Source organism: Flavobacterium esculini, assembly GCF_048284325.1.
GTDB lineage: Bacteria > Bacteroidota > Bacteroidia > Flavobacteriales > Flavobacteriaceae > Flavobacterium.
On sequence record NZ_JBLVPI010000001.1, the window covers coordinates 60089 to 82580 of the forward strand.

The window sequence follows — 22492 nt, forward strand, 5'->3', positions numbered from 1 at the left end:
TAATTTTTTTAGGTTAAAAACATATTTTTGTTAAACGAATTTAATAAAAATTTTAATACAATTAACATCTGTTTACCCCAATTAATTACTCCCTGTAAAACACCCGTTTTACCCGTTGCGAAATGCTCGTAAGAATTTCATACGGTATTGTATTTAATTTTTGGGCTATGTAATTCACCGTCGGGCTTTCGCCAAAAATAATTACAGCATCTCCTTCTTTACAATCAATTTCGCTGACATCTACCATCAACATATCCATACAAATAACGCCAAGAATAGTCGCTTTTTCATTTTTAATGACCACAAAACCCAATCCATTTCCCCAACCTCTTGAAATTCCGTCCGCGTAACCAATAGGAATTGTGGCAATTTTTGTTGGTTTCTCCGCCATAAATCGTCTGCCGTAGCCCACACTTTCACCGGCAGGAATGGTCCTGATTTGGGAAATTACTGATTTGAGTGTTCCTACGTTTTCTAAATACTTCTGTTCTTCACTGTCATTTGAAACACCGTAAAGGCCAATCCCAAGGCGAACCATATCGTATTGCGAATCGGGAAAATTACTGATTCCCGAAGTATTTAAAATATGTCGAATGGGTTTTACTTCTAATTCAGTCATCAATTTTGATGATAATTTCTCAAACAAATCAATTTGTGAATACGCAAAATCCTTGTGTTCTAAATCGTCACTTGTAGCCATGTGAGACAAAACGCTTTTGACTTTAACGGTTTGATTTCCCTTTAAAGTCGCTATTAAATCATCAATCGTATTGTTCTCAAAACCCAAACGGTGCATTCCCGTATCGAGCTTTATATGAATAGGAAAATGTTTTAATTTTTTTTGTTCGGCAATTTTCAGGAAAGCGCGTAATCCCTTCAAGCTATAAATTTCAGGTTCTAACTGATGCTGAATGATCGCTGCAAAACTCGTAGTTTCCGGATTCAATACCATAATTGGTAAATTAATCCCACCATTTTTTAACGAGATCCCTTCATCGGCGAAAGCCACTCCCAAGTAATCCACTTTATGATGTTCCAGCAATTTGGCTATTTCAAGACCTCCGCTTCCGTAGCCAAAAGCTTTTACCATCACCATTATTTTGGTTTTTGGTTTCAGCTTTGATTTAAAGAAATTCAGGTTATGACTGATGGCATTCAAGTTAATTTCCAGAACGGTTTCGTGTGTTTTCTCCTCTAATAAAGCCACAATTTCTTCAAAATGAAACGTGCGTGCTCCTTTAATCAAAATCGTTTCATTGTTGAAATTCAAATCGTCGAAACTTGAAATAAATGCTTCCGTATTTTTGAACGTAACACAGTTGGTGAATTTATTTTCGAATGACGAAATGGTTTCTCCAATCCCGATAACTCTCGTAATTTTGTTAGAAACTACCAATTGGGAAACTTTCGAATATAACGCTTCATTGGACAAACCACTTTGAAAAATGTCCGATAATATCAGGGTCTTTTTTTGACGTTTATTTTGACTCTCGAGAAAATCCAATGCGATTTTCAGCGATTGAAAATCGGAACTGTAACTGTCATCGATAATACTGCAATTATTAATTCCGTTTTTAACTTTGAGACGCATTTCCACCGGATACAACAATTCCATTCGGTTTTGAATCGTCTTTTCGTCATATTTAAAATACAACAAAATCATCAAACACGAAATCGCATTTTCAATGGACGCTTTATCCTGAAATGGAATTGTCAATTTGAATGAATCGGTTTTGTATCGGTATTGAATGGTTGTGCTATCGTTTTTAATTGCTGCATTGAAGACAAAAACATCGGCATCTTTAGCATCAAAACTCCAGGTAAATGCTTTTGCATTTTTAGAAATAAAGGAATCAACTATTTCATTCTTTTGATAAATGACTATTTCTGAATCTTCAAAAAGCAGCATTTTTTCTTTTATTTTTTCTTCTAAACTGGTAAAACCTTCGTCGTGTGCAGAACCAATATTCGTTAAAATCCCAATCGTGGGTTTGATAATGGGTTTCAGTTTTTCCATTTCTGAACCGGTGGAAATCCCAGCTTCAAAAATCCCAAGATTGTGTTGTTCATTAATTGCCAAAACGGACAAAGGAACTCCAACCTGTGAGTTGTAGCTTTTTGGACTTCGAATAATATTATAATCCGGACTTAACAGAAAATTAAGCCATTCCTTCACTATCGTTTTACCGTTACTTCCCGTCAATCCGATAATAGGAAAATGAAAAAGACCGCGATAATATGCTGCAAATTGTTGCAATGCCTCCAATGTATTTTTGACAACCAGGAAATTAGCTTTGGTTTCACAATCATCAGGAATATAGGCAACTACGAAGTTCTGAACTCCTTTTTCAATTAAATCTTTAATGTAACTGTGCGCATCATTATTGGTTCCAACCAAAGCAAAAAACAAGGTTTGCGAACCATTTTGCAACGAGCGGCTGTCGATAGAAATAGTATCAATTGAAACGGCACTGTTGTCGCCTACAAACTCTGCCTGAATTTGAGGAATTATACTTTGGATTTTTAGACTCATTGTTTTGAAACGCGAATGACGCCGATTTTACTGATTAACAAGAATTATTATATCGAAAGGAAAACAGCGTAACTTTTGCGAAAGCGCAGTAATTAGTTGGTTTCTTTCTAAAACTTCCTCAAAAATAACACTTCTTTTCAAAATGAAGACTTCGAAACGCTACAATTTACAGCTATTGGTTCTTCTTAAAGACAGCCGAAACAACTTTTAAAAATAGTGTAAAAGTTAAAAACACCATAAACCTCTACCTACTATTTTATCAGAATCGCTATATTTGTTTATCCAAATAACACTCAAGATCTTGAAAAAAATCCTGCCGATATTCTCTTATATTTTCCATCCGATATTTATACCGTTAATGGCAACGTTGGTTTACCTTTTTTTCAATGCGTCTTATTTTACAAATCAGGAAAAAATTTTCGTTTTTTTCCAAATCTTAATCATAACGGTAATCGTCCCTGTCCTGCTGTTTTTTATATTACGTGCTGCCGGAAAAATTGATTCTATAATGGTTGCCGAAGTTTCACAACGTAAAATTCCTTTACTCCTTCACTCGTTTCTACTTATTCTATTGGTTCGAAAAAGCATCTCTTTAGATCGATATCCCGAATTGCATTTCTTCTTTTTGGGAGCGTTAATGAGCACTTTACAAGCTTTAATATTGTCCTTTTTTAAGACAAAAGCTAGTTTACACATGATGGGCATCAGTTCCTTAACGGTATTTATTATTGGAATAAGTATGCATTATCAAATTCAAAGCACTTTTCTAATCGCCTTTCTAATTCTCATGAATGGTTTAGTCGCTTCATCCCGTTTAGAAATGAAGGCGCATACGACTACTGAACTGATTATTGGGTTTCTCCTGGGAAGTGTGTCGCAATTGCTTTTGCTGTATTTATGGTTATAGAATATAGAAAATAATTCCAATATTCAAAGAAGTCATATCGATAGGTTTGCCATCAATTTTTGCAGATTTGAAAAGTGAATTCAAACCATAATACGCATATACATTTATCGTATTGTACCCCGATGCAATATAGGCACCATATAGAAATTTATTGAAATCTTTATTCCCTGAAACAACTATTTTCCCTTGATCATCACTATAAATAGAACGGTCATAAATTAAATAGCTGAATTTAAATCCTCCGTAAATCCTCCAAAACTTATAGCTTTCATAAGTTGACGTCCTCCACCTGAACTCAAGAGGAACCTCTATTAATAGTTGTGAAAATTTATTTTTGCTAAAGGTTGTTTCGCCACCAATAATGGAATATGTGGGCGTTTCATCCGTTTTAGAAATGGCAAGATTTTGGTTGTAATTGTTATACGAAAAACCAATTCCGGAAGCGATTGCAACGGTTCTATTTTTATTTATAGGCATATCCCTAAGAAAACCAGCCGAAAAACCGGTTGACAATTTATTTTGGGATAAACCTTCCGGTTTTTTCGTCAAAGTATTGTATGTAAATCCAAAATAAAACTGATCTTCTCTGTATAGCGAATCAATTTTAACTTTTGGATTATTTTCAGCAATCACATTTTCTTGAGAAAAAACATGAAAAACAGATAAGAAAAGGAAACAACTCAGAAATAATCGCATATGTCTTGGGTTTAAAATTGCTGACGGATAATTTCAAACAAAGATTAGTTTTCACTTCTCCTTCCAGCCTTACAAATATACCCATTTGATGGTTTTATTATATCTAATGGGGACAAAATAAATTTTTAACTCCCCAAATTAACGGAAGAATCTAAAAAGGGGATTAAAAGAAAAACCAGAATATTTGGTTTTCTTTTAATCCCCCTCTATTAATATAATTGTATCTTTTTAAAATAACAAAAAATGCTTCAACTGAATATTCTTCTTCGACATCAGGAAATTCCGTTACTAAACCCCGCTGTAGACACTAAATCCGCCATCAATAGGCATGACAATTCCAGTTATAAAACTTGCGGCATCTGAGCACAGAAACTGTACTGCCCCATTTAATTCATTGATATCACCAAAGCGTCCCATAGGAGTTTGGGCAATCACTTTCTTGCTGCGGTCCGTTAACGATCCGTCTGGATTAATCAAAATATTGCGGTTTTGCTCTCCGATGAAAAAACCCGGTGCAATAGCGTTGACACGTATACCATCCCCATATTTCATAGCCAAATCACAAGCCAACCATCTCGTAAAATTATCTACCGCACTTTTAGCGGCAGAATAGCCCGGAACACGGGTAATAGCAGCTATAGCAGCCATTGACGAAACATTTACAATAGAACCTTTTCCTTGTTTTGCCATTATTTTACCAAAAGCCTGACTTGGATAAACCGTTCCGTTCAGGTTTAAGTCCACTACTTTATCCCATTCGTTCAACTCCAAATCAAAAAAACATTGGTCCGACTTTAGTGTTGCACCAGGCGTATTTCCTCCGGCAATGTTCAATAAAATATCTATTCTGTCCCATTTTTCCACTATCTTTTGAGCAACTGTTTCTAATTCCTCTTTGTCCAACACATTGCAAACAAATCCAATCACTTCTGCTCCTGTAGCTTGAAGTTCAACAACCGTGGCATCCACTTTTTCTTGTTTTGTACCCAGCGCCACTACTTTTGCACCAGCGCTTACAAAATTACGTGCAATACTTCCTCCCAACACACCACTTGCACCAGTAATGACTGTAACTTTATCTTTTATACTAAACTGATTATCCATACTATTTACTGTTTATTTCATTTTTTACTGTGGCAATGATTCCTGAAACTTGAGCTAATGCAAACATACGTCCTAAAAATGAATACCCGGGATGATATGTTTTATCAACATCATCCAGCATCAATTTCCCATGATCGATACGCATGGGCAAATTTGGATTTTCTTTTTCGAAGATTCGGACAACCTCAATCAAATGACCGCGTCCTTCCAGATGGGATGCTTCCACGAAATTCCCGTTTTCATCTACATCAGTGCTTCTTAAATGTACAAAATGCGTGCGTTTTGCAAATTTTCTGGCCAATTCAGGCACATTATTACGCAAACTTGCGCTCAAAGAGCCGGCACAAAAAGTCAAGCCATTATTAGGACTGTCCACAGCATTCAAAAGCCATTCGATATCATCTGCTCCGCATACAATTCTGGGCAATCCAAAAACAGCAAATGGAGGATCGTCAGGATGCACACAAAGATTTACACCATATTCCTCAGCCGTCGGAATGACACTTTCGAGAAAATATTTCATATTTTCCCTCAATTGATTTCTGTCAATTCCGTCATATAATTTTAACAAACGCTTGAATAGCTCAACCGGTTGTTGATCCCCTTCTTTAATGTTCCCATTGATAAACCCCTGTGTTTTGACAATGATTGTTTGAATCAACTCCTCTTTTTCTGTTTCAGTGATGCTTTTATCCAATTCCTGAACTGCCTCTAATTCCTTAGCTGAATACTCTTTCTCAGCGCCTTCCCGTTTCAGAATTTTCAAATCGAAATAAGCAAAACGCACTTTATCAAAATAAAGCGTCATGGTTCCATCTTCCTGTTTTTTATATAAATCAGTACGAACCCAATCAATCACGGGCATAAAGTTATAACAAACTGTTTTTAGCCCTGCTTTTCCAAGGTTTTCAAGACTAGTTCGATAATTCTCCAGTAATTGCTCTCTTTCTTTTCCGCCATATTTAATACTTTCCGAAACCGGTAAACTTTCCACCACCGACCAGCGTAATCCGAAGCTCTCTATATAATGCTTCAAATCATTGATTGTATCCAATGTCCATACTTCCCCATTAGGGACATCATGCAATGCGGTCACAATTCCTTCTACGCCTATTTGACGAAGCATAGTAAGGGTAATATTGTCTTTTTTACCGAACCACCTCCATGTTTTTTCCATATAAATTACTTTTAATTATCACAAAATTTACTCCCCGGACGCAACTATTTTCTTCCAGTTGTCCAATGGCTTCTATTCTATTTTTTCTTTAATAAAAATCGTTATCTCCTTTAAAATTAATCAAGCACAATAATAAGAATCTAATTTTTTAGAACTATCCTGATTGCTATAATTATAGCAAAGTCATTAAATTAAACCGACTTAAATTAATCTATTGATTTAAAGAAGTTTAAACATTTTTTGAATAAATTGCTTGTTAAAAAATTAAAACCAATATTTTTACTTTAAAAATTTTTAACGATTACTCAAAAACGTCTTCAAATCAAGACTTAAAACAATATAAACGATGCAAATTGGAATTATAGGATTAGGAAAAATGGGCTTCAACCTTGCCCTTAACTTACAACGAAATGGTTACGACGTAGTAGCCCAAGATGTCAATACTGACTTTGTAACAAAAATTGGTCAGGAAGGAATCACAACCGCACATTCCGTGAAAGAATTGTGCCAAAAACTGAACGACCGAAAAGTGATTTGGCTAATGGTTCCGGCAGGAGAAATTGTAGACGGAGTTATCACTTCCCTAATTCCTTTTTTAGAAAAAAATGACATTATCATTGACGGAGGAAACTCTAACTATAAAGATTCGAAACGTCGCTATTCTCAATTGAAAGAACTTGGCATTGACTTTTTGGATTGTGGAACTTCAGGAGGAACTTCAGGAGCCTTGAATGGTGCTTGTACGATGATTGGTGGAGACGCTCCAGTATTTGAACATGTCGCGCAAGTTTTTAAGGATATTTCTGTTGAAAATGGTCATTTATATACCGGTGCAGCCGGAAGCGGACATTTTACTAAAATGGTTCACAACGGAATCGAATATGGAATGATGCAATCCATAGCTGAAGGTTTTGAGGTTTTTGAACATTCTGAATTTGATATTGATTTCGAAAAAACGGCTAAACTGTTCAATCATGGTTCCGTGGTGCGCAGTTGGTTAATGGAATTAACCCAAAATGCTTTTTCGAAAGACCCTAAATTAGATAGTATTAAAGGAATTATGCATTCTTCGGGTGAAGGAAAATGGACACTCGAAACAGCCTTGGATTTAGGCGTTCCTACTCCTGTTATTGCCCTTTCCATCATGATGCGCTACCGTTCCCAAATGCAGGATACTTTCTCCGGAAAAGTAGTAGCAGCACTTCGCAATGAATTTGGCGGTCATGCAGTAGAAAAAAATGAGTAATAGATTTTTTTATTTCATTTAAAAACAATCTCGACTGCGCTCAATTTGACACCCATTATCTGATTTCTAATTTATCAAATTCCAATCTATGTCCATATTGATCTTAATTGCAAGTATCCTTTTATTGCTTGTTTTGATATCCGCAGTAAAACTCAATGCTTTGATTTCATTGATTATTGCTTCCTTTTTTGTGGGAATTACCAAAGGCATGCTATTTCCTGACATCATAAATTCCCTTCAACAAGGAATAGGAAGCACACTGGGTTCTTTGATTTTGATTATTGCCCTTGGAGTTATCTTGGGGAATATCCTTTCAGATAGTGGTGCAGCACAACGAATAAGTTCGGTGATGATTCGGTCTTTTGGGATAAAACACATCAAATGGGCGATGTTGCTTACAGGTTTTGCAGTAGGAATTTCGATGTTTTACAATGCCGGGTTTGTGATTTTGATTCCAATGGTTTTCGCTGTCGCAAAAACTACTAAGCAACCCATTATTTATCTTGGAATTGCCATGGCTTCGGCACTTTCAGTAACACACGGTTTTTTGCCACCTCATCCTGGACCAACTGCCATTGCCGTGATTTTTAAAGCTGATATTGGAAAAACACTACTCTACGGATTAATAATTGCCTTTCCTACTTTAGTGATTGCCGGAATTATTTTTCCAGAATTCATTAAGAAAATTATCGCTAATCCACCCAAAGGATTATTCGAAAGCAAAACATTCAACGAAAACGAAATGCCATCTTTCGGCATCAGTTTTCTGACGGCGCTAATTCCTGTCATTTTGATGGCACTGGCAACAACAAGCGAATTAATCTTACCCGAAGAATCCTCTTTACGTCATATTCTTGGATTCATCGGAAACCCAACCACTTCAATGCTAATTGCGGTGCTGTTTGCAATTGTATTTTTAGGAATCAATCGCGGAAGAAAAATGCAGGACATTATGGATAAATCCAGCTCGGCATTGAGTTCTGCCACGATGATTATAATGATTATTGCGGCTGGGGGCGCTTTCAAACAAGTATTAATCGACAGTGGCATCGGTACTGATTTAGCTACTTCTTTCGAACAATCAACACTTTCTCCTTTACTTTTAGGTTGGTTAATCGCAACGATTATTCGCATTGCACTGGGTTCAGCAACTGTAGCAGGATTAACCGCTGCAGGAATTGTACAGCCTTTAGTGGCCAGTTCAGGAATAAATTCTGAATTAATGGTACTATCCATTGGAGCAGGAAGTTTAATGTGTTCACATGTGAACGACACGGGTTTCTGGATGTTTAAAGAGTATTTCGGAATCAGTATTTCGGATACATTTAAAACATGGACCGTCATGGAAACTATCATTGGAGTAATGGGATTGATTGGTGTCCTATTGCTGAATTTACTGGTGGGATAACCCAAATTAAACTAAAAAATGGAGCAATTTTACATAGGAATAGACATTGGTACCACAGCAACAAAAGCCGTGTGTTTTGACATAACTGGAAAAGTGATTCGGGAATGCAGCCAATCCTATCCCATGTATCATCCTGAAGCGGATTGGAGTATTCAAAAACCCGATGAAATTCTTGCGGCAGTTTTTGGATGCATCCAAGAAATCACAAAAGGGATTCAACCTCAATTCATCAGTTTTAGTTCGGCTATGCAAAGTATAATAGCAATAGATGATATTGGGAAACCGCTCACTGATGCCATTCTATGGGCAGACAATAGAGCACATTCACTTGCCGAAACAATAAAAAAATCAGAACAAGGACTCCGTTTTTATCAAAAAACAGGCATTCCTATTCATACTTTTTCTCCCATGACTAAAATTGCTTGGTTGAAAGAAAATGATGCTACAACTTTTTTTAAAGCGCATAAATTTATTAGCATCAAAGAATACATTTGGCATCATCTTACTGGTGAATATGCAATCGATTCCTCCATGGCATCGGGAACGGGCCTAATGAATATTCACACACTGCAATGGGAATCGGATATTTTGGATTATTTAAAAATAGCAGCATCCCAACTTTCCATTATTGTTAGTCCAACGCATCAAAGCAAAGGGCTTTCCGATGGTTTTGATTATATTCTAGGTGGCGGTGACGGAGTGCTGGCGAATTTAGGAGCCGGAGCAATGAAAACTGGACATATGGCGTTATCCATTGGAACCAGCGGTGCGGTGCGTTTGCCAATTGACAAACCTTATATTGATTCCCAAATGCGAACCCAATGTTACCATTTGATGGACAATCAATACTTAAAATTAGGAGCGGTTAACAATGGTGCAATTGTTTTGCAATGGCTGAAAGAATCCATCTTAAAAACAGACGAATCTTTTGAAGAATTGTTGGAACAAGCTAAAATAATTCCTGCCGGATCCGAAGGATTGCTTTTTGTTCCTTATTTATTAGGCGAAAGAGCTCCTATTTGGGATGCTTCTGCTCAGGGAACACTTTTAGGTATACGAATTATTCATACTAAAGCCCACCTGATTCGAGCGACATTGGAAGGCATTTTATTTGGTTTATTAAGCATTACTGAAATCTTACTTCCTAATCCGGAAGAAAGACATGCAACTACTATCATGGCCAGCGGAGGTTTTGGAAAAAGTGACCTTTGGCTGCAAATAGTCGCTGATATTTTTCAAATGAAAGTAATCGTCGCCGAAACAATCGAAGCTTCTGCTTGGGGAGCTGTTTTAATTGGGTTCAAAGCTACTGGCATTACTATTTCAAATCATTCCAGAATTGGCAAAATCTTTTTACCCAATAAGGATAACAAAGAAATCTACGAACAGGGTTTTGAGAAATTCAAACGAGTTTATCCTTTGTTGAAAGATATTTAGTTAAATGGATTTAAGTATATTTAAGCTGTAACTTGGAATTAACTTCGTTGATCCTTGAAGGCGTCTCACAAAGAAATCAATGCTTAGCATTTCATGCCTGATTCTTTTTTGTTTTATGGCTTAGACCAACAAAAAATTTGTCACGCTATAAAACAAAAAATGCTTCCCTTTCAGGAAGCATTAATTTTATTGCAGAGAGGATGGGATTCGAACCCACGATGCAGTTACCCACATACTAGCTTTCCAGGCTAGCTCCTTCAACCACTCGGACACCTCTCTATTTTGGTTTGCAAAGAACACAAAAAAAACTGACTTAGAAAAGTAAAATCTGAATATTATACCATTTCTCCCCGTAAAGCCGTTTCAAAGATAGTTTTGAAGTCTTTTGGAGCTATTTTTTGGCTTAATAAATACATTAATTTTGTTATTGCCGCTTCGGTAGTGATGTCTTTACCTGAGATCACTCCTATTTTTTTCATTCCTGTACTAGTTTCATAATGCCCCATGCTAACACTTCCTCCAGAACATTGGGTAACATTGATGATGTACAATCCTTTTTCAATTGCTTTTCTTAAAAGTGCTATAAACCATTCTTCGGTAGGAGCATTTCCGGCTCCGTAGGTTTCTAAGACAATCCCCTTAAGATTTTGAATATTAAAAATAGCTGACAGAACGGTTTCGTTTATTCCAGGAAACATTTTTACGATAACCACATTATCATCTAAAGTTTTATGAACCTTTAATTTTCTGACCCTTGGTATCGGTAAAAATAATTCGGGATTTCTATTTAAATGTACGCCAGATTCTACCAAAGAAGGGTAATTTGGGGATGTAAATGCTTTAAAATGTTCTGCATTTATTTTTGTCGTTCTATTGCCACGGTATAATTTGTATTCAAAATAAAGACAAACTTCTCTTATAACCGATTTTCCATTTTCACGTAAAGAAGCGATTTGGATAGCCGTAATCAAATTTTCTTTGGCATCCGTACGCAGATCTCCAATAGGTAATTGTGATCCGGTAAAAATGACTGGTTTAGATAAATTTTCGAGCATAAAACTCAATGCAGATGCCGAATACGACATGGTGTCCGAACCATGGAGCACCACAAATCCATCAAATTCAGCATAATTTTCTTCGATGATTGAAGCAATTTTAGCCCACTCTTGAGGATTCATATTGGAGGAATCTATGGGGCTTTCGAAAGAAACCGTTTCAATCTCACAATCCAATTGTCTCAATTCCGGGATTCTCTGTAATAATTTACTAAAATTGAAGGCCTTGAGCGCACCTGTTTCAAAATCTTTCCTCATACCAATGGTTCCACCAGTATAAATTAGAAGTATTTTGGCTTTAGATAACATTATGATATTTTAATTTATTCACAACCGGATTAGCATACATCGCTAAGAATCCTTCCAAGGCAATGGGATTATCATGATCAATACGCATTTCTAATCTACGCTCAAAAAGTGATTTCTCGTTTTCAGTATATAAATGCGAATAAGTATTGGTTTTATTTACAATATCATATGCGATGAAATTCGTTGGCCACAATTTATAGTTGCTCAATACCGCATCATCAATAACTTGTGCCAGTGCTACTATTTGTTTATTGCAATTGTCATTCTCAGTAGCAAGTACGTCTATTTCAGTGTCTAAAACTTTCCCTATGTGAATATGGATCCTTTTCTTTTGTCCCAAAGCGCCACTAAGAATTGTCATGAAATCTTCGTTTTTTTCTTTAATGTAAACTTCATTATTGGCTTCGGCCATTAATTGAGGCATTTTCAACGCATCCGTTGGATCATATTCATAGGAAATCGAAACCGGTACGATTTTGATTTTTTTGAAATAATCCATCAAATTCTTTTCATCAGAAGCCATTCCCAACATTTTCAAAACACCCGGATTAGTGGCATCATTGCCATCTTTTGTTCTTCCTTCGCGCTGTGCTATCCAAACGGAACGGTTTTCATGAAGTAACAGATGACCTATATATTCTGACAACAGTTTTGAACTCTGTAACATTTCTCTTGGCGTTAAGCCACGTTGTACCAGAAAATTACGATTCAATTTTGCTAATGTCTTTAGAAAAGATTTCTTTACTAAATTATCTCCTATTGCAGAAGCTGTCATCACTAATCCATGCTCAAATAAAGCAGAATTTAATAATGTGGTATCTAAAAGAATATCACGATGATTCGAAATAAACAAGTAAGAGGTATTGGGTTCTAAATTTTCGAACCCTGAAGTGGTTAACCCTTCCGAACTTTTTTCTAATACTTTCTGAACGGAGTGGTAAATAAAATTACATTGAAAATCACGAATAGAATGCGTTTTTCTGAGCTGTTCTTTCCAAACTTCGTCAGCAACATCTGGAAAAGAAAAATTCATTAATGCCTTCATCATCGGATGATGAATCACATCTTGTAGAGCCTCGTTTATTTCGGAGTCATAAAATGGCCGAATCGCGTCAAATTTCTGCATTGTTAGTTTTCTATGTTTGTCTGGGCAAAAGAACAAAAAAAAAGTTAAAATAAAGTAAATTTGTTTTAAATCCCAAAAATTGCTTTAGAATTATCTGTTGTTATTGTCGCAATTTCATTTGGCGTCAGACCATAAATTTCAGACAACTTATTTACAACATTAACAAGATAGCTGCTTTCGTTCCTTTTTCCTCTATAAGGGATAGGCGCTAAATAAGGGGAATCCGTCTCTAAAACGATGTGTTTCAAATCTATTTGATTCAGAAATTGATCGATTTTCCCGTTCTTGAAAGTAACCACTCCGCCAATTCCAAGTTTCATATTATACGAAATCGCTTGTAATGCTTGCTCATAAGTCCCCGAAAAACAATGAAAAATCCCAAACAAATCCTCAGATTTTTCTTCTTCCAGAATTTCGAATATCTCCTCAAAAGCTTCGCGACAATGAATCACGATTGGTAATTTATAGTGTTTTGCCAGTTGAATCTGTCTTCTGAAAGCAATTTGTTGCTGTGGCAAATGCGTTTTATCCCAATACAGATCAATTCCTATTTCGCCAATAGCATAGAATTTTCTTTTAGCCAACTCTTCTTCCACATGTTGCAACTCTTCCAGATAATTCTCTTTTACATAAGTGGGATGCAAACCCATCATCAAGTATACATTATTTGGATATTTATGCTCTAAATCATACATCGATTCTGTACAAGTAGAATCGATTGCAGGAATAAAAAACCGGGAAACTCCGGCATCAATGGCTCTTTGAATCATTTCGCCACGGTCTTGATCGAATTCCTCCGAATATAAATGCGTATGTGTATCGGTGATTGTTGTTTTTGTTTCCAAGTGTAAAGTTTAAGGTTACAAAGTTGCGAAGTTTTTTAAAATTTACCCACAAAAGTCACAAAAGAAAAAAAGATACTCCAGAAAATTCTTTTGTATCTTTTTGTTGTGCTCATAAAAATGCTTCTTTTGTGACTTTTACACTCAAAAAACCTAATCCAACTCCTTCAGCAATTCCTGAACTTGATCATAACCTTCGTAATCTGAAGGAATCGTCAACAAGATTTCCTTACATGATTTATAGTCTTTCTGTTTTAATTTAGACAAGGCAAGACTCCAAATCGCTTTATTTTTATAGATGGAAGTTCCCGCTTTCAGTTCATTAAAAACAGATTCGGCTTCTTGAATTTTATTCGATTCCAATAATGAAATTCCATAAAAATATTGAATTTCGGGAGTTTTTTTCTCTTTTAGAACCGCTTCAAAAAACGGAATAGCGGCTGCATAATTTTTGGCATTGAAAGTCGTTTCTGCTTGTTTCAAATTGGCATCAACAGTGCCTCTTTCAGTGAAATAAGCATTCTCCTGTTGGTTGAAATCTTCAAAATTTGGATTTGGATTAAAAAGAAACAACCCAAACAAAACAGCAACTGATGCGGCAACCAAATAAATCCAAGGCTTGAATGCAATGACTTTTGCTTTCGGCTTAGAATCTTTAAAATGATTATTAGAAATCGATTGTAAATTTTCTTTGAAAGCACCAAACGCATCGGCATTCCCAAATTTATTTCCCAGGTGAAGATTCAATTCCTTGAAAGTGTCAAATGCTGAAGCCAATTCCGGATCTTCAGCCAATTGGTTCTCGAACTTTACTTTATCCTCGGCAGACAATTCGTCCTGAAGATATTGGTCGAATAGTATATAATGTTTCTCGTTCATGGCTAGGTGATTTTTAAAGATTTAAAACGACTCGTTTCCTGAATCCACTGGGTCAATTGCCCCGTACACAACGATTTTTTCTTGCGGACATACCCGTAAGTCACATTGAGTTTCTCCGCCACTTCTTCCATTGACTTAATAGTAAAACTCAATTTTAATAACTCTTTGCATTTGTCGCCCAGTTTTTGAAACATAGCATCAAAAAGCTGTTGTTTTTCCTCGAATGCTTCGGTTTCTGTAACCATCTCGGCTGTGGGTTCATTATTAGATGTAAAATCTTCATCAATTGTTACCTCTTTATTTGATGCTTTTTTCAATTCATTCAACCATTTCCTTTTACACAATAAAAAAAAGTACGCATCAAACGGGCAGGTGAGTTGCAATTTATTGGCTTTAGCCTGATTAAAAAGCAAAATCATAATTTCCTGTACCACATCTAGAGCCTGATCTTCATCACCGGAATTATTCCTTATATAGGAAACCACTTTGGGAACAAACTTCTTATAAATAGATTGAATGATTGCCGAATTATTATTGGTAAGTCCGTCTATATACATTTGGTCTGCATGAATCGCATTATTGTTAGCCATAAAAAACATTTTAAGGCTAATGTAAAAAAGAATCTGAAATAAATTCAAATTAAAGGGGTAACAATTATAAAACCAACTTGATATAGCTATGTAAACGTTCTTTAAACAACTTGAAATTATCCAACTTCTAAAAAAAATTAAAATTAAGGGGTAACAAAATAACAAGAGAGTTGATATAAAGATGTAAACGTTCTTTAAACAACTTGAAATTATCTAACCTCTGAAAAAAATTAAAATTTAAGGGGTAACAAAATAACAAGAGAGTTGATATAAGAATGAAGCCAAAAGAATCTGAAATAAATTTAGATTAAAGAGGGGTAACAATTACAAAACAAAAAGTATCTACTAAAAAAACAATTAGAAAAAACAATTTAAAAAATTAGAAATCATGAAAACAAATTTTAAAAACATCGGATTATTATTCTTAGCAACAATTTCATTAGTAAGCTGTAATGATGGCGACGACACCACTATTTCACCGGCATCGGCAGCAGAATTTACAGCTGTCAGAGCAGCGGCTTTAGAGGGACAAACACAAGATTTCACCATGACCGCAGGAACTGGAGTAATCACGTTAACCTCAGCCAAAGGAGTAAAAATAAAAATAAACGGCGATTGTTTGACCAAAGCAGGAAACCCAGTAACAGGAACCGTTGACATACAATTTGTAGAACTATTCGACAAAGGAAATATGTTAGTAACTAACAAACCTACCATGGGAATAATGGGAAATGGAAATAGAAACTTACTGATTTCCGGCGGAGAATTCTTTATCAAGGCAACACAAGGAGGAGTCGAACTTGCAACCACCTGTAACATTAATCTAATGGTTCCCGCAAGTTTAACAGACGGTATAGATACTGCCATGACATTTTGGACTGGAATTATAGATGCTAATGGAGACTTGGCCTGGAAAGATGCCAGAGATGCAGCTGGAACAAACGGAGGTAAAGGCGGCGTACAAGCAGAAGGAAACAACTATTATGTTTCTTTTGGAAACTTTGGATGGACCAATGTAGATAAATTTTACAGCGACCCAAGGCCTAGAACTACCATTCTTGCTGATGCACCTGACGGTTATAACAACACTAATAGCGCGATTTATTTATCATACGATGGCGAAGGACAAAATGCATTGGCAAAATTAGACACCTACACTGCAGCCGGATTATTCAGCGAACATTACGGTCAAATTCCAATAGGATTAGCATGTCACGTGATTTTTGCAACCGAAGACAACGGACAATGGAGATACGCCATCAAAGCCGTTACCGTTCAGGCAAACGATGTGTACACGTTCACTCTTGCTGAAACTACACTAGGTACCGAAGCCCAATTAGTAGCCGCAATCAATGCTATTCAGTAGCTTACAAAATAAATTTAATAAAAAAGTGGTGATTTGCTCATCACTTTTTTTTACATTTAAAAATATTTTTGAATTTATCCTGATGCTTTTTCAGGAGCTAATCCTGCTGTATACTGTATCTTTCTTGTCCAGAACTTGCTTCTGGAGCCTGAACTAAATTCAGGACAAGAAAGGATGCCGTTTCCATCAGGGCTAAAACCACCCCGATTATGAAACCAACTTTATTTTTCCTCTTATTTCTAACCTCTTTTCTACTTTATTCCCAAACAAAAGTAAAAGATACCATCACCCGAAGAGCAAACATTGGTTACAATCAAAAAGGGAATCTAGTCACTTTCAAGCCCGAAACACCGCCACTTATCCCAATCGCCGGCGCACCAAAACCCAGTTATTCCTACTTATGGGAAATGGGTGACGGACATTACAGCAAAGAAACGGAACCTAAACATGTCTATAAAACCAAAGGAACCTATACCGCGCGACTTACCGTCACCAATAATTACGATAACGGAAAACCACCGGCAACAAGACCAAAAAAAGTAGCGATAAACGAAGTTTCAGAAGACGTTTACAAAGACATTGCTTCTATCGAAGACCAAAACGGATTCGCTATCCAAAAAAATTGCGACCCTATTCCAGAGCAGGAAATGGTTGTTATTTTAAGTTATCAAAACATGGAAAACTATGTGAGCAGTGGTAAATTGTATCTTTTCTACAACGAAAAACAATTCAAAAACAACAACTTCGAATTGGTCGATTTTAGAACGCATGCCGGCGAACGCGAAATCAAGGAAAACACCATTGTATCGATAAATGATTTGGATGATTCTAATTCATATTTGGCCTCCAATGAAACTTTGTTTCCAGCCAAAAAATACAAAACCACCACCACCGAAGAGGATTTAGACGCCACGCTTTTAGAAGCCAATAAAACATACAAAAACGTTTCCATTCTGGAATTTGACGATAGTAATGCAACTGAAACCCGAAATGTTTTTTACACGTTCAAAACTACTCCCGAAATGATCAAAGATACCAGCGCAACCGTAACCATGCGAGGCATATTTGTTCCCAACCGAAGCTTCAAAAACCATAAAATAAAAAATCTGGAAATGCAAATCGTCACTTCGCACGATCCTAACAAAATGGGTTCTAATGGAAGTTTTCTGAATTACAGATTGGTGCGTTTCAAGAGAGTTAACTTCAAAACCCGTTTCCAGAACAATGGCGAAGGCCCAGCCAGAATGATTCGGCTAGAAACTGATATTCCGGATATGTTTGACAAGAAAACATTTCAAATTGATGATATGTATCCAAAATGCCCTATTTATCCCAAAGGCGAAGTACCCACAACGAGTTGTCTGGACACAATTATCAAACAAAATCAGATATTCTTCACCTTCAAAAATATTTATTTACCCGGAAGCAACCAAAAAAATGTAAAAGAAATTGACAGTACCAAGGGCTTTGTGAAATACTCCATGAAATTCAACAAAGACTTTCATAAGATAAAAACCAAAAGCAGAACCGCGATAATTTTTGACAAAAACGAGCCTATTATTACCAATTATGCCACTACCCGATTCTTACCGGGAATCTCCATTGGCGCCAAAGCCGGTTATAATTTGTATCCCGATTTAGAAAACTCCAAAAGCTATTTTGTTGGTGCAACCATTTCGCCTTTCAAATCCTATCGGTATTATTGGCAAGCCGAATTCCTAAACAGTATTCATTCCTTTGACAGTTCAATTGCTGTTGAAGAGACAATCGTAACCACCACTAATGGTGTTCGACAACTGCAGCGCACAACAAAAGCTACCAGCAACCAAAATATCAATTGGGAAATCCCGGTATTGATTCGTTATAACATCAATAATTATATTGGGGTTGGAGCCGGTTTGCAAGCGAACATCAATATTTCGGAAAAACAGCAACAAAGCCGTACAATAGAGACTTTTGAAGGCCCTACCGATAAATTTTTAATCAGCACAACCAAAGAATCTAATGCGGTTTCCAACTCTTTTACCAATTTAAAAACAGGTTTGCTTTTTGATTTAACGATTGGTGCAGCTAGAATTGGCCCAAGTCTGGGCGCCCGATATGTAATAAATTTCAAGGAGAATTTTAATTATTTTCAGTTTTATGGGATATGGAAGTTTTGAGTTAGTTTAAACACAAAAGTCATAAAAGAAAAGCAAAAGTCACAAAAGAAAAAATGATTAAAAAATTCCAATTTATAGGATATGGAAGTTTTAGTTTAAACACAAAAACCATAAAAGAAAAGCAAAAGTCACAAAAGAAAAAATGATGCAAATAACGAAAACGTATTTAAAGGATTTAACATATAAAATAAATGGCGCTGCAATAGAAGTCCATAAAGAATTAGGCCCTGGATTGTTAGAAAGTGTTTATCATAAATGCATAAAAACAGAATTAACGTTAAGAGGAATTTCATTCAAATCAGAATTGAAAGTGAGAATAAACTTCAAAGGAAATGAACTTGAAACGGATTACAGATGTGATTTATTAGTAGAAGATTGTATTGTAGTAGAATTAAAAGCACAAGATAACCTCCCTTCAATTCATCAAGCACAAATATTAACATATATGAAGCTCTTAAAAAAACCAAAAGGAATACTCTATAATTTTCATTGTATCAACTTATATAACGAAGGACAAAAAACATTCGTAAATGAATACTTCAACCTTTTAGACGATTAAAAGAAATGCCTTTTGTGACGAAAAAATTTAACACAAAAGACACAAAAGACACAAAAGCTTAGATAATATTAACTAGTAAAACTTTTGTGACTTTTACTTTTCTTTTATGACTTTTGTGTTTTAAACCCTTTTTAATGACAAAACCTATTTTCTTCCTTTTACTCTTTACAACTCTGACTATATTCGGACAGAAACCACTTACCCAAAAAAATAAAATATACAATGCCGTCGATGCTTTTGTGGCGAAAAAATTTAACACCAAAGACACAAAAGCCTGTGTCAGTTTTATCTGTATTTTATTAACTAGCAAAACTTTTGCGACTTTTGCTTTTCTTTTATGACTTTTGTGTTTAAAAACTTTTTAATGGCAAAACCTATTTTCTTCTTTTTATTCTTTACAACTCTGACTATATTCGGACAGAAACCACCCACCCAAGAAGACAAAATATACCATACAATTGATGCTTTTGTAGCTAATCCATCAGCTGAAAACTTACAAAATCTTACCACAACAGAAAAAGAATTTTGGAAGAATTCAAAGCCAAAATCTAAGAATGAACTGCTAGCCATGGTGGTTTTAAATTGCAACATTGCTTTCTATCAAAACCAATTTGGCAGAACCAATCAAGCAATTTCAAGCTACGAAAAAGCGTGGCAAATCTTTCAGAAAAACAAACTTCAGGATTATGACATTATCGAATATTGTCTGAAACCGTTAGGTAATTTATACACAATTTTAGGCGATTATGACAATGCCGAAAATACCATAAAACAGTATTATTTCATTGCAGAAAAAGAAAAAACTCCCGAAGCTTCGGGACAAAAAATAGCGGCCATTCTCAATTTGTCAAACGTGTACCAAAGTTCCGGCAAGAGTGTATTGGCTATAGAATTATTAGAAAAAACGATTAAAACGAAGCAGCTCTCAAACGCCCAAAAAGGAATTCTACTCAATAATTTGGGAGCCAATTATATCATTAGCGGTCACGCAACAAGTATAAATCCTGATGCATATCGAAAAGCTCAAAGCGCATTCGAAATGTCTAAAAAATTATTAGAAAAAGAAAAAAATCAATCTGAAACACTATCTAACGTTTACCGAAATTTAGTCTCGATTTATAGCCAGCAACAAGACTATGGACGTGCCAATTCGTATTTTGAAAAGGCAAGAAAGCTTTTTTTAGAAACCAACAATAAATCCCGAAGTTTCGGTACAAGAAAAATAGCAAAACTCGATTATGAAAATGCTTTACTGCTATTTGAACAGAAAAAATACACAGAAGCAAGTGGATTCATTTCGAATGTTTTGAGAACTTTAATTCCAAACTATTCCAATAAAAAAAACATTTTACCCAACCAAAATTCACTTTACGCTGAAACCGTTTTGCTGGACGCGTTAGATTTACAAGCCGAAATTTTCCACAGACAAAATCAATCCAAAAAAGCATTGGAAGCCTATGCGCTTTCATTCCATATCGAAGATTTATTTGCCAATCTTTTAGTTTATGAAAACTCGAAAATCATCAACCAAACCCGAGTTAGAAACCGTACCGAAAAATGCATCGCCATTTATGATTTACTTTATCAAAAGGAGAAAAAAAGCAACTATATAGAAAGTGCTTTCCAATTAGCCGAACGAACAAAATCAGGTGTTTTAAAAAGCTACATTGCCCAAAACAAAACGGCCACAAAGGAAGAAAAACTGCATTTGGAACAACTTCAAAACTGGAATAATGAAATCACAAAAGAGCAACAGAAAGGCGCTTTAGCCGATATTTCAAAAATAAACGAAGCCATCAAAAAGCAAAATTCATTGATGCTTTCGCTAAAAGATATTCACATCAAAAATGCTAATTCTGTTCCTGAAAATTTAGATCTAAACGCTCTATTTTCAAAACTGGAAAAAGACAAAACCATAATGATTTGCTATTTCTCCGGTTCCGAAAAAATGTATTATTTTACTTTGGAAAACCGACGAATCAAATTAAACTCTTTTAGTAATAATGCAAATTCCATTGTTAAAATATGGCAATTCTTAGACTATTTTAGTGATGCCAATGCCATTATAAATGATGTAAAAGGGTACAACCTTCATGGTAAAATTGCTTTTGATTTGCTGAAACTACCCAAAAACACAACCAACAAAAATCTCATTATTGTTCCTGATGGCATATTGAATTTTCTTCCGTTTGAAGCTTTAATCACAAAAGAAACGGCAACGAGTAATTTTGCCAAAATGCATTATTTATTGAATGATTTCAAGATTGCCTATAGCAATTCAGCTACATTTTATTTGAATGCAAAACCACATTCGACTGGACAGCAAACTGTTCTAGGGATATTTCCTATTTTTGAAAATACCGATTATCTATTAGCTTTTTCGAAAGCCGAAATGCAATCCATAAAAAAGGATTTTGGAGGGCAGTTTTTTGAAAACGCAACCGCAACATTCAATAATTTCAAAACGAATGCCCCTAATTATTCCATTTTACATTTATCCACACATGCAAGTGCAGGTGATACTGAAACGCCGGCCAGCATCAAATTTTACGATCAGGAAATCCTATATTCAGAATTGTACAACTTAAAAATCAGTCCTGATTTGGTCGTGCTGAGCGCCTGTGAAACGGGGATAGGAAAACTTTATAAGTCCGAAGGGGCCATGAGTATTGCCAGAGGTTTTCAATTTGCTGGAGCACAAAATTTGTTGTTCTCGTTATGGAAAGTAAATGATTATAGCACCTCCGTTTTTATGGATTATTTTTATAAAAATATAAAAAATGACGAATCCTATTTTGAAGCCAATGCCAATGCCAAACTGGGTTTCTTACAAGATAAATCGATTTCAAACGCCAAAAAATCTCCTTATTACTGGAGCGCTTTTGTTTTTTACGGCGGAATTGAAACTCCAAAAAACAATAGTCTCTTAATCTATTTGTTGCTGTTTTTGGGTTGCTTCGGATTATTTTTCCTGTTGAAAAAATTATTTTCCAAAGTAAAAAAGAAGATTAGCAAAGTTCCTTAAACAACGAATCCTTCGTGTATCTTTGTAAAGACCCTTTCCTCTAACATAAAACCAGATACTGAAATAAATTC

At 35.6% G+C, this 22492-nt stretch carries 17 protein-coding genes and 1 tRNA gene; 8 read left to right on the plus strand and 10 right to left on the minus strand.

Annotation, left to right across the window (positions count from 1 at the left end; genetic code table 11):
- Positions 1-85 precede the first annotated feature (85 nt).
- Positions 86-2533, minus strand: coding sequence for a bifunctional UDP-N-acetylmuramoyl-tripeptide:D-alanyl-D-alanine ligase/alanine racemase (locus tag ACNQGG_RS00295; protein WP_417960426.1), 2448 nt, complete (start codon positions 2531-2533; stop codon positions 86-88).
- Positions 2534-2834: 301 nt separating this feature from the next.
- Between ACNQGG_RS00295 and ACNQGG_RS00300 the strand changes: the two genes are divergently transcribed.
- Positions 2835-3440, plus strand: coding sequence for a hypothetical protein (locus ACNQGG_RS00300; RefSeq protein ID WP_417960428.1), 606 nt, complete (start codon positions 2835-2837; stop codon positions 3438-3440).
- Here ACNQGG_RS00300 and ACNQGG_RS00305 read toward each other — a convergent pair.
- The 3 genes from ACNQGG_RS00305 to uxuA form a co-directional block, all read right to left on the minus strand.
- Positions 3435-4136 (minus strand): porin family protein, encoded by a 702-nt coding sequence (locus ACNQGG_RS00305; RefSeq protein WP_417960430.1) that lies wholly within the window; start codon positions 4134-4136, stop codon positions 3435-3437. The genes ACNQGG_RS00300 and ACNQGG_RS00305 overlap by 6 nt on opposite strands.
- 288 nt (positions 4137-4424) lie before the next feature.
- Positions 4425-5240 carry an SDR family oxidoreductase gene (locus tag ACNQGG_RS00310; protein ID WP_417960432.1) on the minus strand — a complete coding sequence of 272 codons (816 nt, stop codon included), beginning with the start codon at positions 5238-5240 and terminating at the stop codon, positions 4425-4427.
- 1 nt (position 5241) lies between these two features.
- Positions 5242-6417, minus strand: coding sequence for a mannonate dehydratase (gene uxuA / locus ACNQGG_RS00315; RefSeq protein WP_417960434.1), 1176 nt, complete (start codon positions 6415-6417; stop codon positions 5242-5244).
- Positions 6418-6763: 346 nt separating this feature from the next.
- Here uxuA and gnd point away from each other — a divergent pair, with 346 nt between their 5' ends.
- The 3 genes from gnd (at position 6764) to ACNQGG_RS00330 (ending at position 10508) form a co-directional block, all read left to right on the plus strand.
- Positions 6764-7663: a phosphogluconate dehydrogenase (NAD(+)-dependent, decarboxylating) gene (gnd, locus tag ACNQGG_RS00320; protein WP_417960436.1), complete on the plus strand. Its 900-nt coding sequence runs from the start codon at positions 6764-6766 to the stop codon at positions 7661-7663.
- Positions 7664-7751: 88 nt separating this feature from the next.
- A complete protein-coding gene (locus tag ACNQGG_RS00325; RefSeq protein WP_417960438.1) occupies positions 7752-9071 on the plus strand; it encodes a gluconate:H+ symporter in 1320 nt (439 codons plus the stop codon).
- Between the two features lie 18 nt (positions 9072-9089).
- Positions 9090-10508, plus strand: coding sequence for a gluconokinase (locus ACNQGG_RS00330; protein ID WP_417960439.1), 1419 nt, complete (start codon positions 9090-9092; stop codon positions 10506-10508).
- A gap of 192 nt (positions 10509-10700) precedes the next feature.
- Here the strand turns inward: ACNQGG_RS00330 and ACNQGG_RS00335 are convergent.
- The 6 genes from ACNQGG_RS00335 to ACNQGG_RS00360 all read right to left on the minus strand — a co-directional run bounded on the left by ACNQGG_RS00335 (position 10701) and on the right by ACNQGG_RS00360 (position 15309).
- Positions 10701-10787 (minus strand) — tRNA-Ser (locus tag ACNQGG_RS00335).
- Positions 10788-10843: 56 nt separating this feature from the next.
- Positions 10844-11872, minus strand: coding sequence for an asparaginase (locus ACNQGG_RS00340; protein ID WP_417960440.1), 1029 nt, complete (start codon positions 11870-11872; stop codon positions 10844-10846).
- A complete protein-coding gene (locus ACNQGG_RS00345; RefSeq protein ID WP_417960441.1) occupies positions 11862-12998 on the minus strand; it encodes a 1-acyl-sn-glycerol-3-phosphate acyltransferase in 1137 nt (378 codons plus the stop codon). Before ACNQGG_RS00345 ends, ACNQGG_RS00340 begins: the two co-directional genes overlap by 11 nt.
- A 65-nt stretch (positions 12999-13063) precedes the next feature.
- The gene (locus tag ACNQGG_RS00350; protein WP_417960442.1) at positions 13064-13843 is read right to left on the minus strand and encodes a TatD family hydrolase; all 780 of its coding nucleotides are present in this window, start codon (positions 13841-13843) and stop codon (positions 13064-13066) included.
- A gap of 150 nt (positions 13844-13993) precedes the next feature.
- Positions 13994-14719 (minus strand): tetratricopeptide repeat protein, encoded by a 726-nt coding sequence (locus ACNQGG_RS00355; RefSeq protein ID WP_417960443.1) that lies wholly within the window; start codon positions 14717-14719, stop codon positions 13994-13996.
- Between the two features lie 2 nt (positions 14720-14721).
- Positions 14722-15309, minus strand: a complete 588-nt coding sequence (locus ACNQGG_RS00360) for an RNA polymerase sigma factor (RefSeq protein ID WP_417960444.1) — start codon at positions 15307-15309, stop codon at positions 14722-14724.
- 388 nt (positions 15310-15697) lie between these two features.
- On the opposite strand from ACNQGG_RS00360, the gene ACNQGG_RS00365 reads away from it, so the two are divergent.
- The 4 genes from ACNQGG_RS00365 (at position 15698) to ACNQGG_RS00380 (ending at position 22421) form a co-directional block, all read left to right on the plus strand.
- A complete protein-coding gene (locus ACNQGG_RS00365; RefSeq protein WP_417960446.1) occupies positions 15698-16675 on the plus strand; it encodes a hypothetical protein in 978 nt (325 codons plus the stop codon).
- Between the two features lie 209 nt (positions 16676-16884).
- On the plus strand, positions 16885-18837 hold the full coding sequence (locus tag ACNQGG_RS00370; protein ID WP_417960448.1) for a PKD domain-containing protein: 1953 nt from the start codon (positions 16885-16887) through the stop codon (positions 18835-18837).
- A gap of 142 nt (positions 18838-18979) precedes the next feature.
- The gene (locus ACNQGG_RS00375) at positions 18980-19396 is read left to right on the plus strand and encodes a GxxExxY protein (RefSeq protein ID WP_417960450.1); all 417 of its coding nucleotides are present in this window, start codon (positions 18980-18982) and stop codon (positions 19394-19396) included.
- 364 nt (positions 19397-19760) lie between these two features.
- Positions 19761-22421, plus strand: coding sequence for a CHAT domain-containing protein (locus ACNQGG_RS00380; RefSeq protein ID WP_417960452.1), 2661 nt, complete (start codon positions 19761-19763; stop codon positions 22419-22421).
- The last annotated feature ends 71 nt before the right edge of the window (positions 22422-22492 follow it).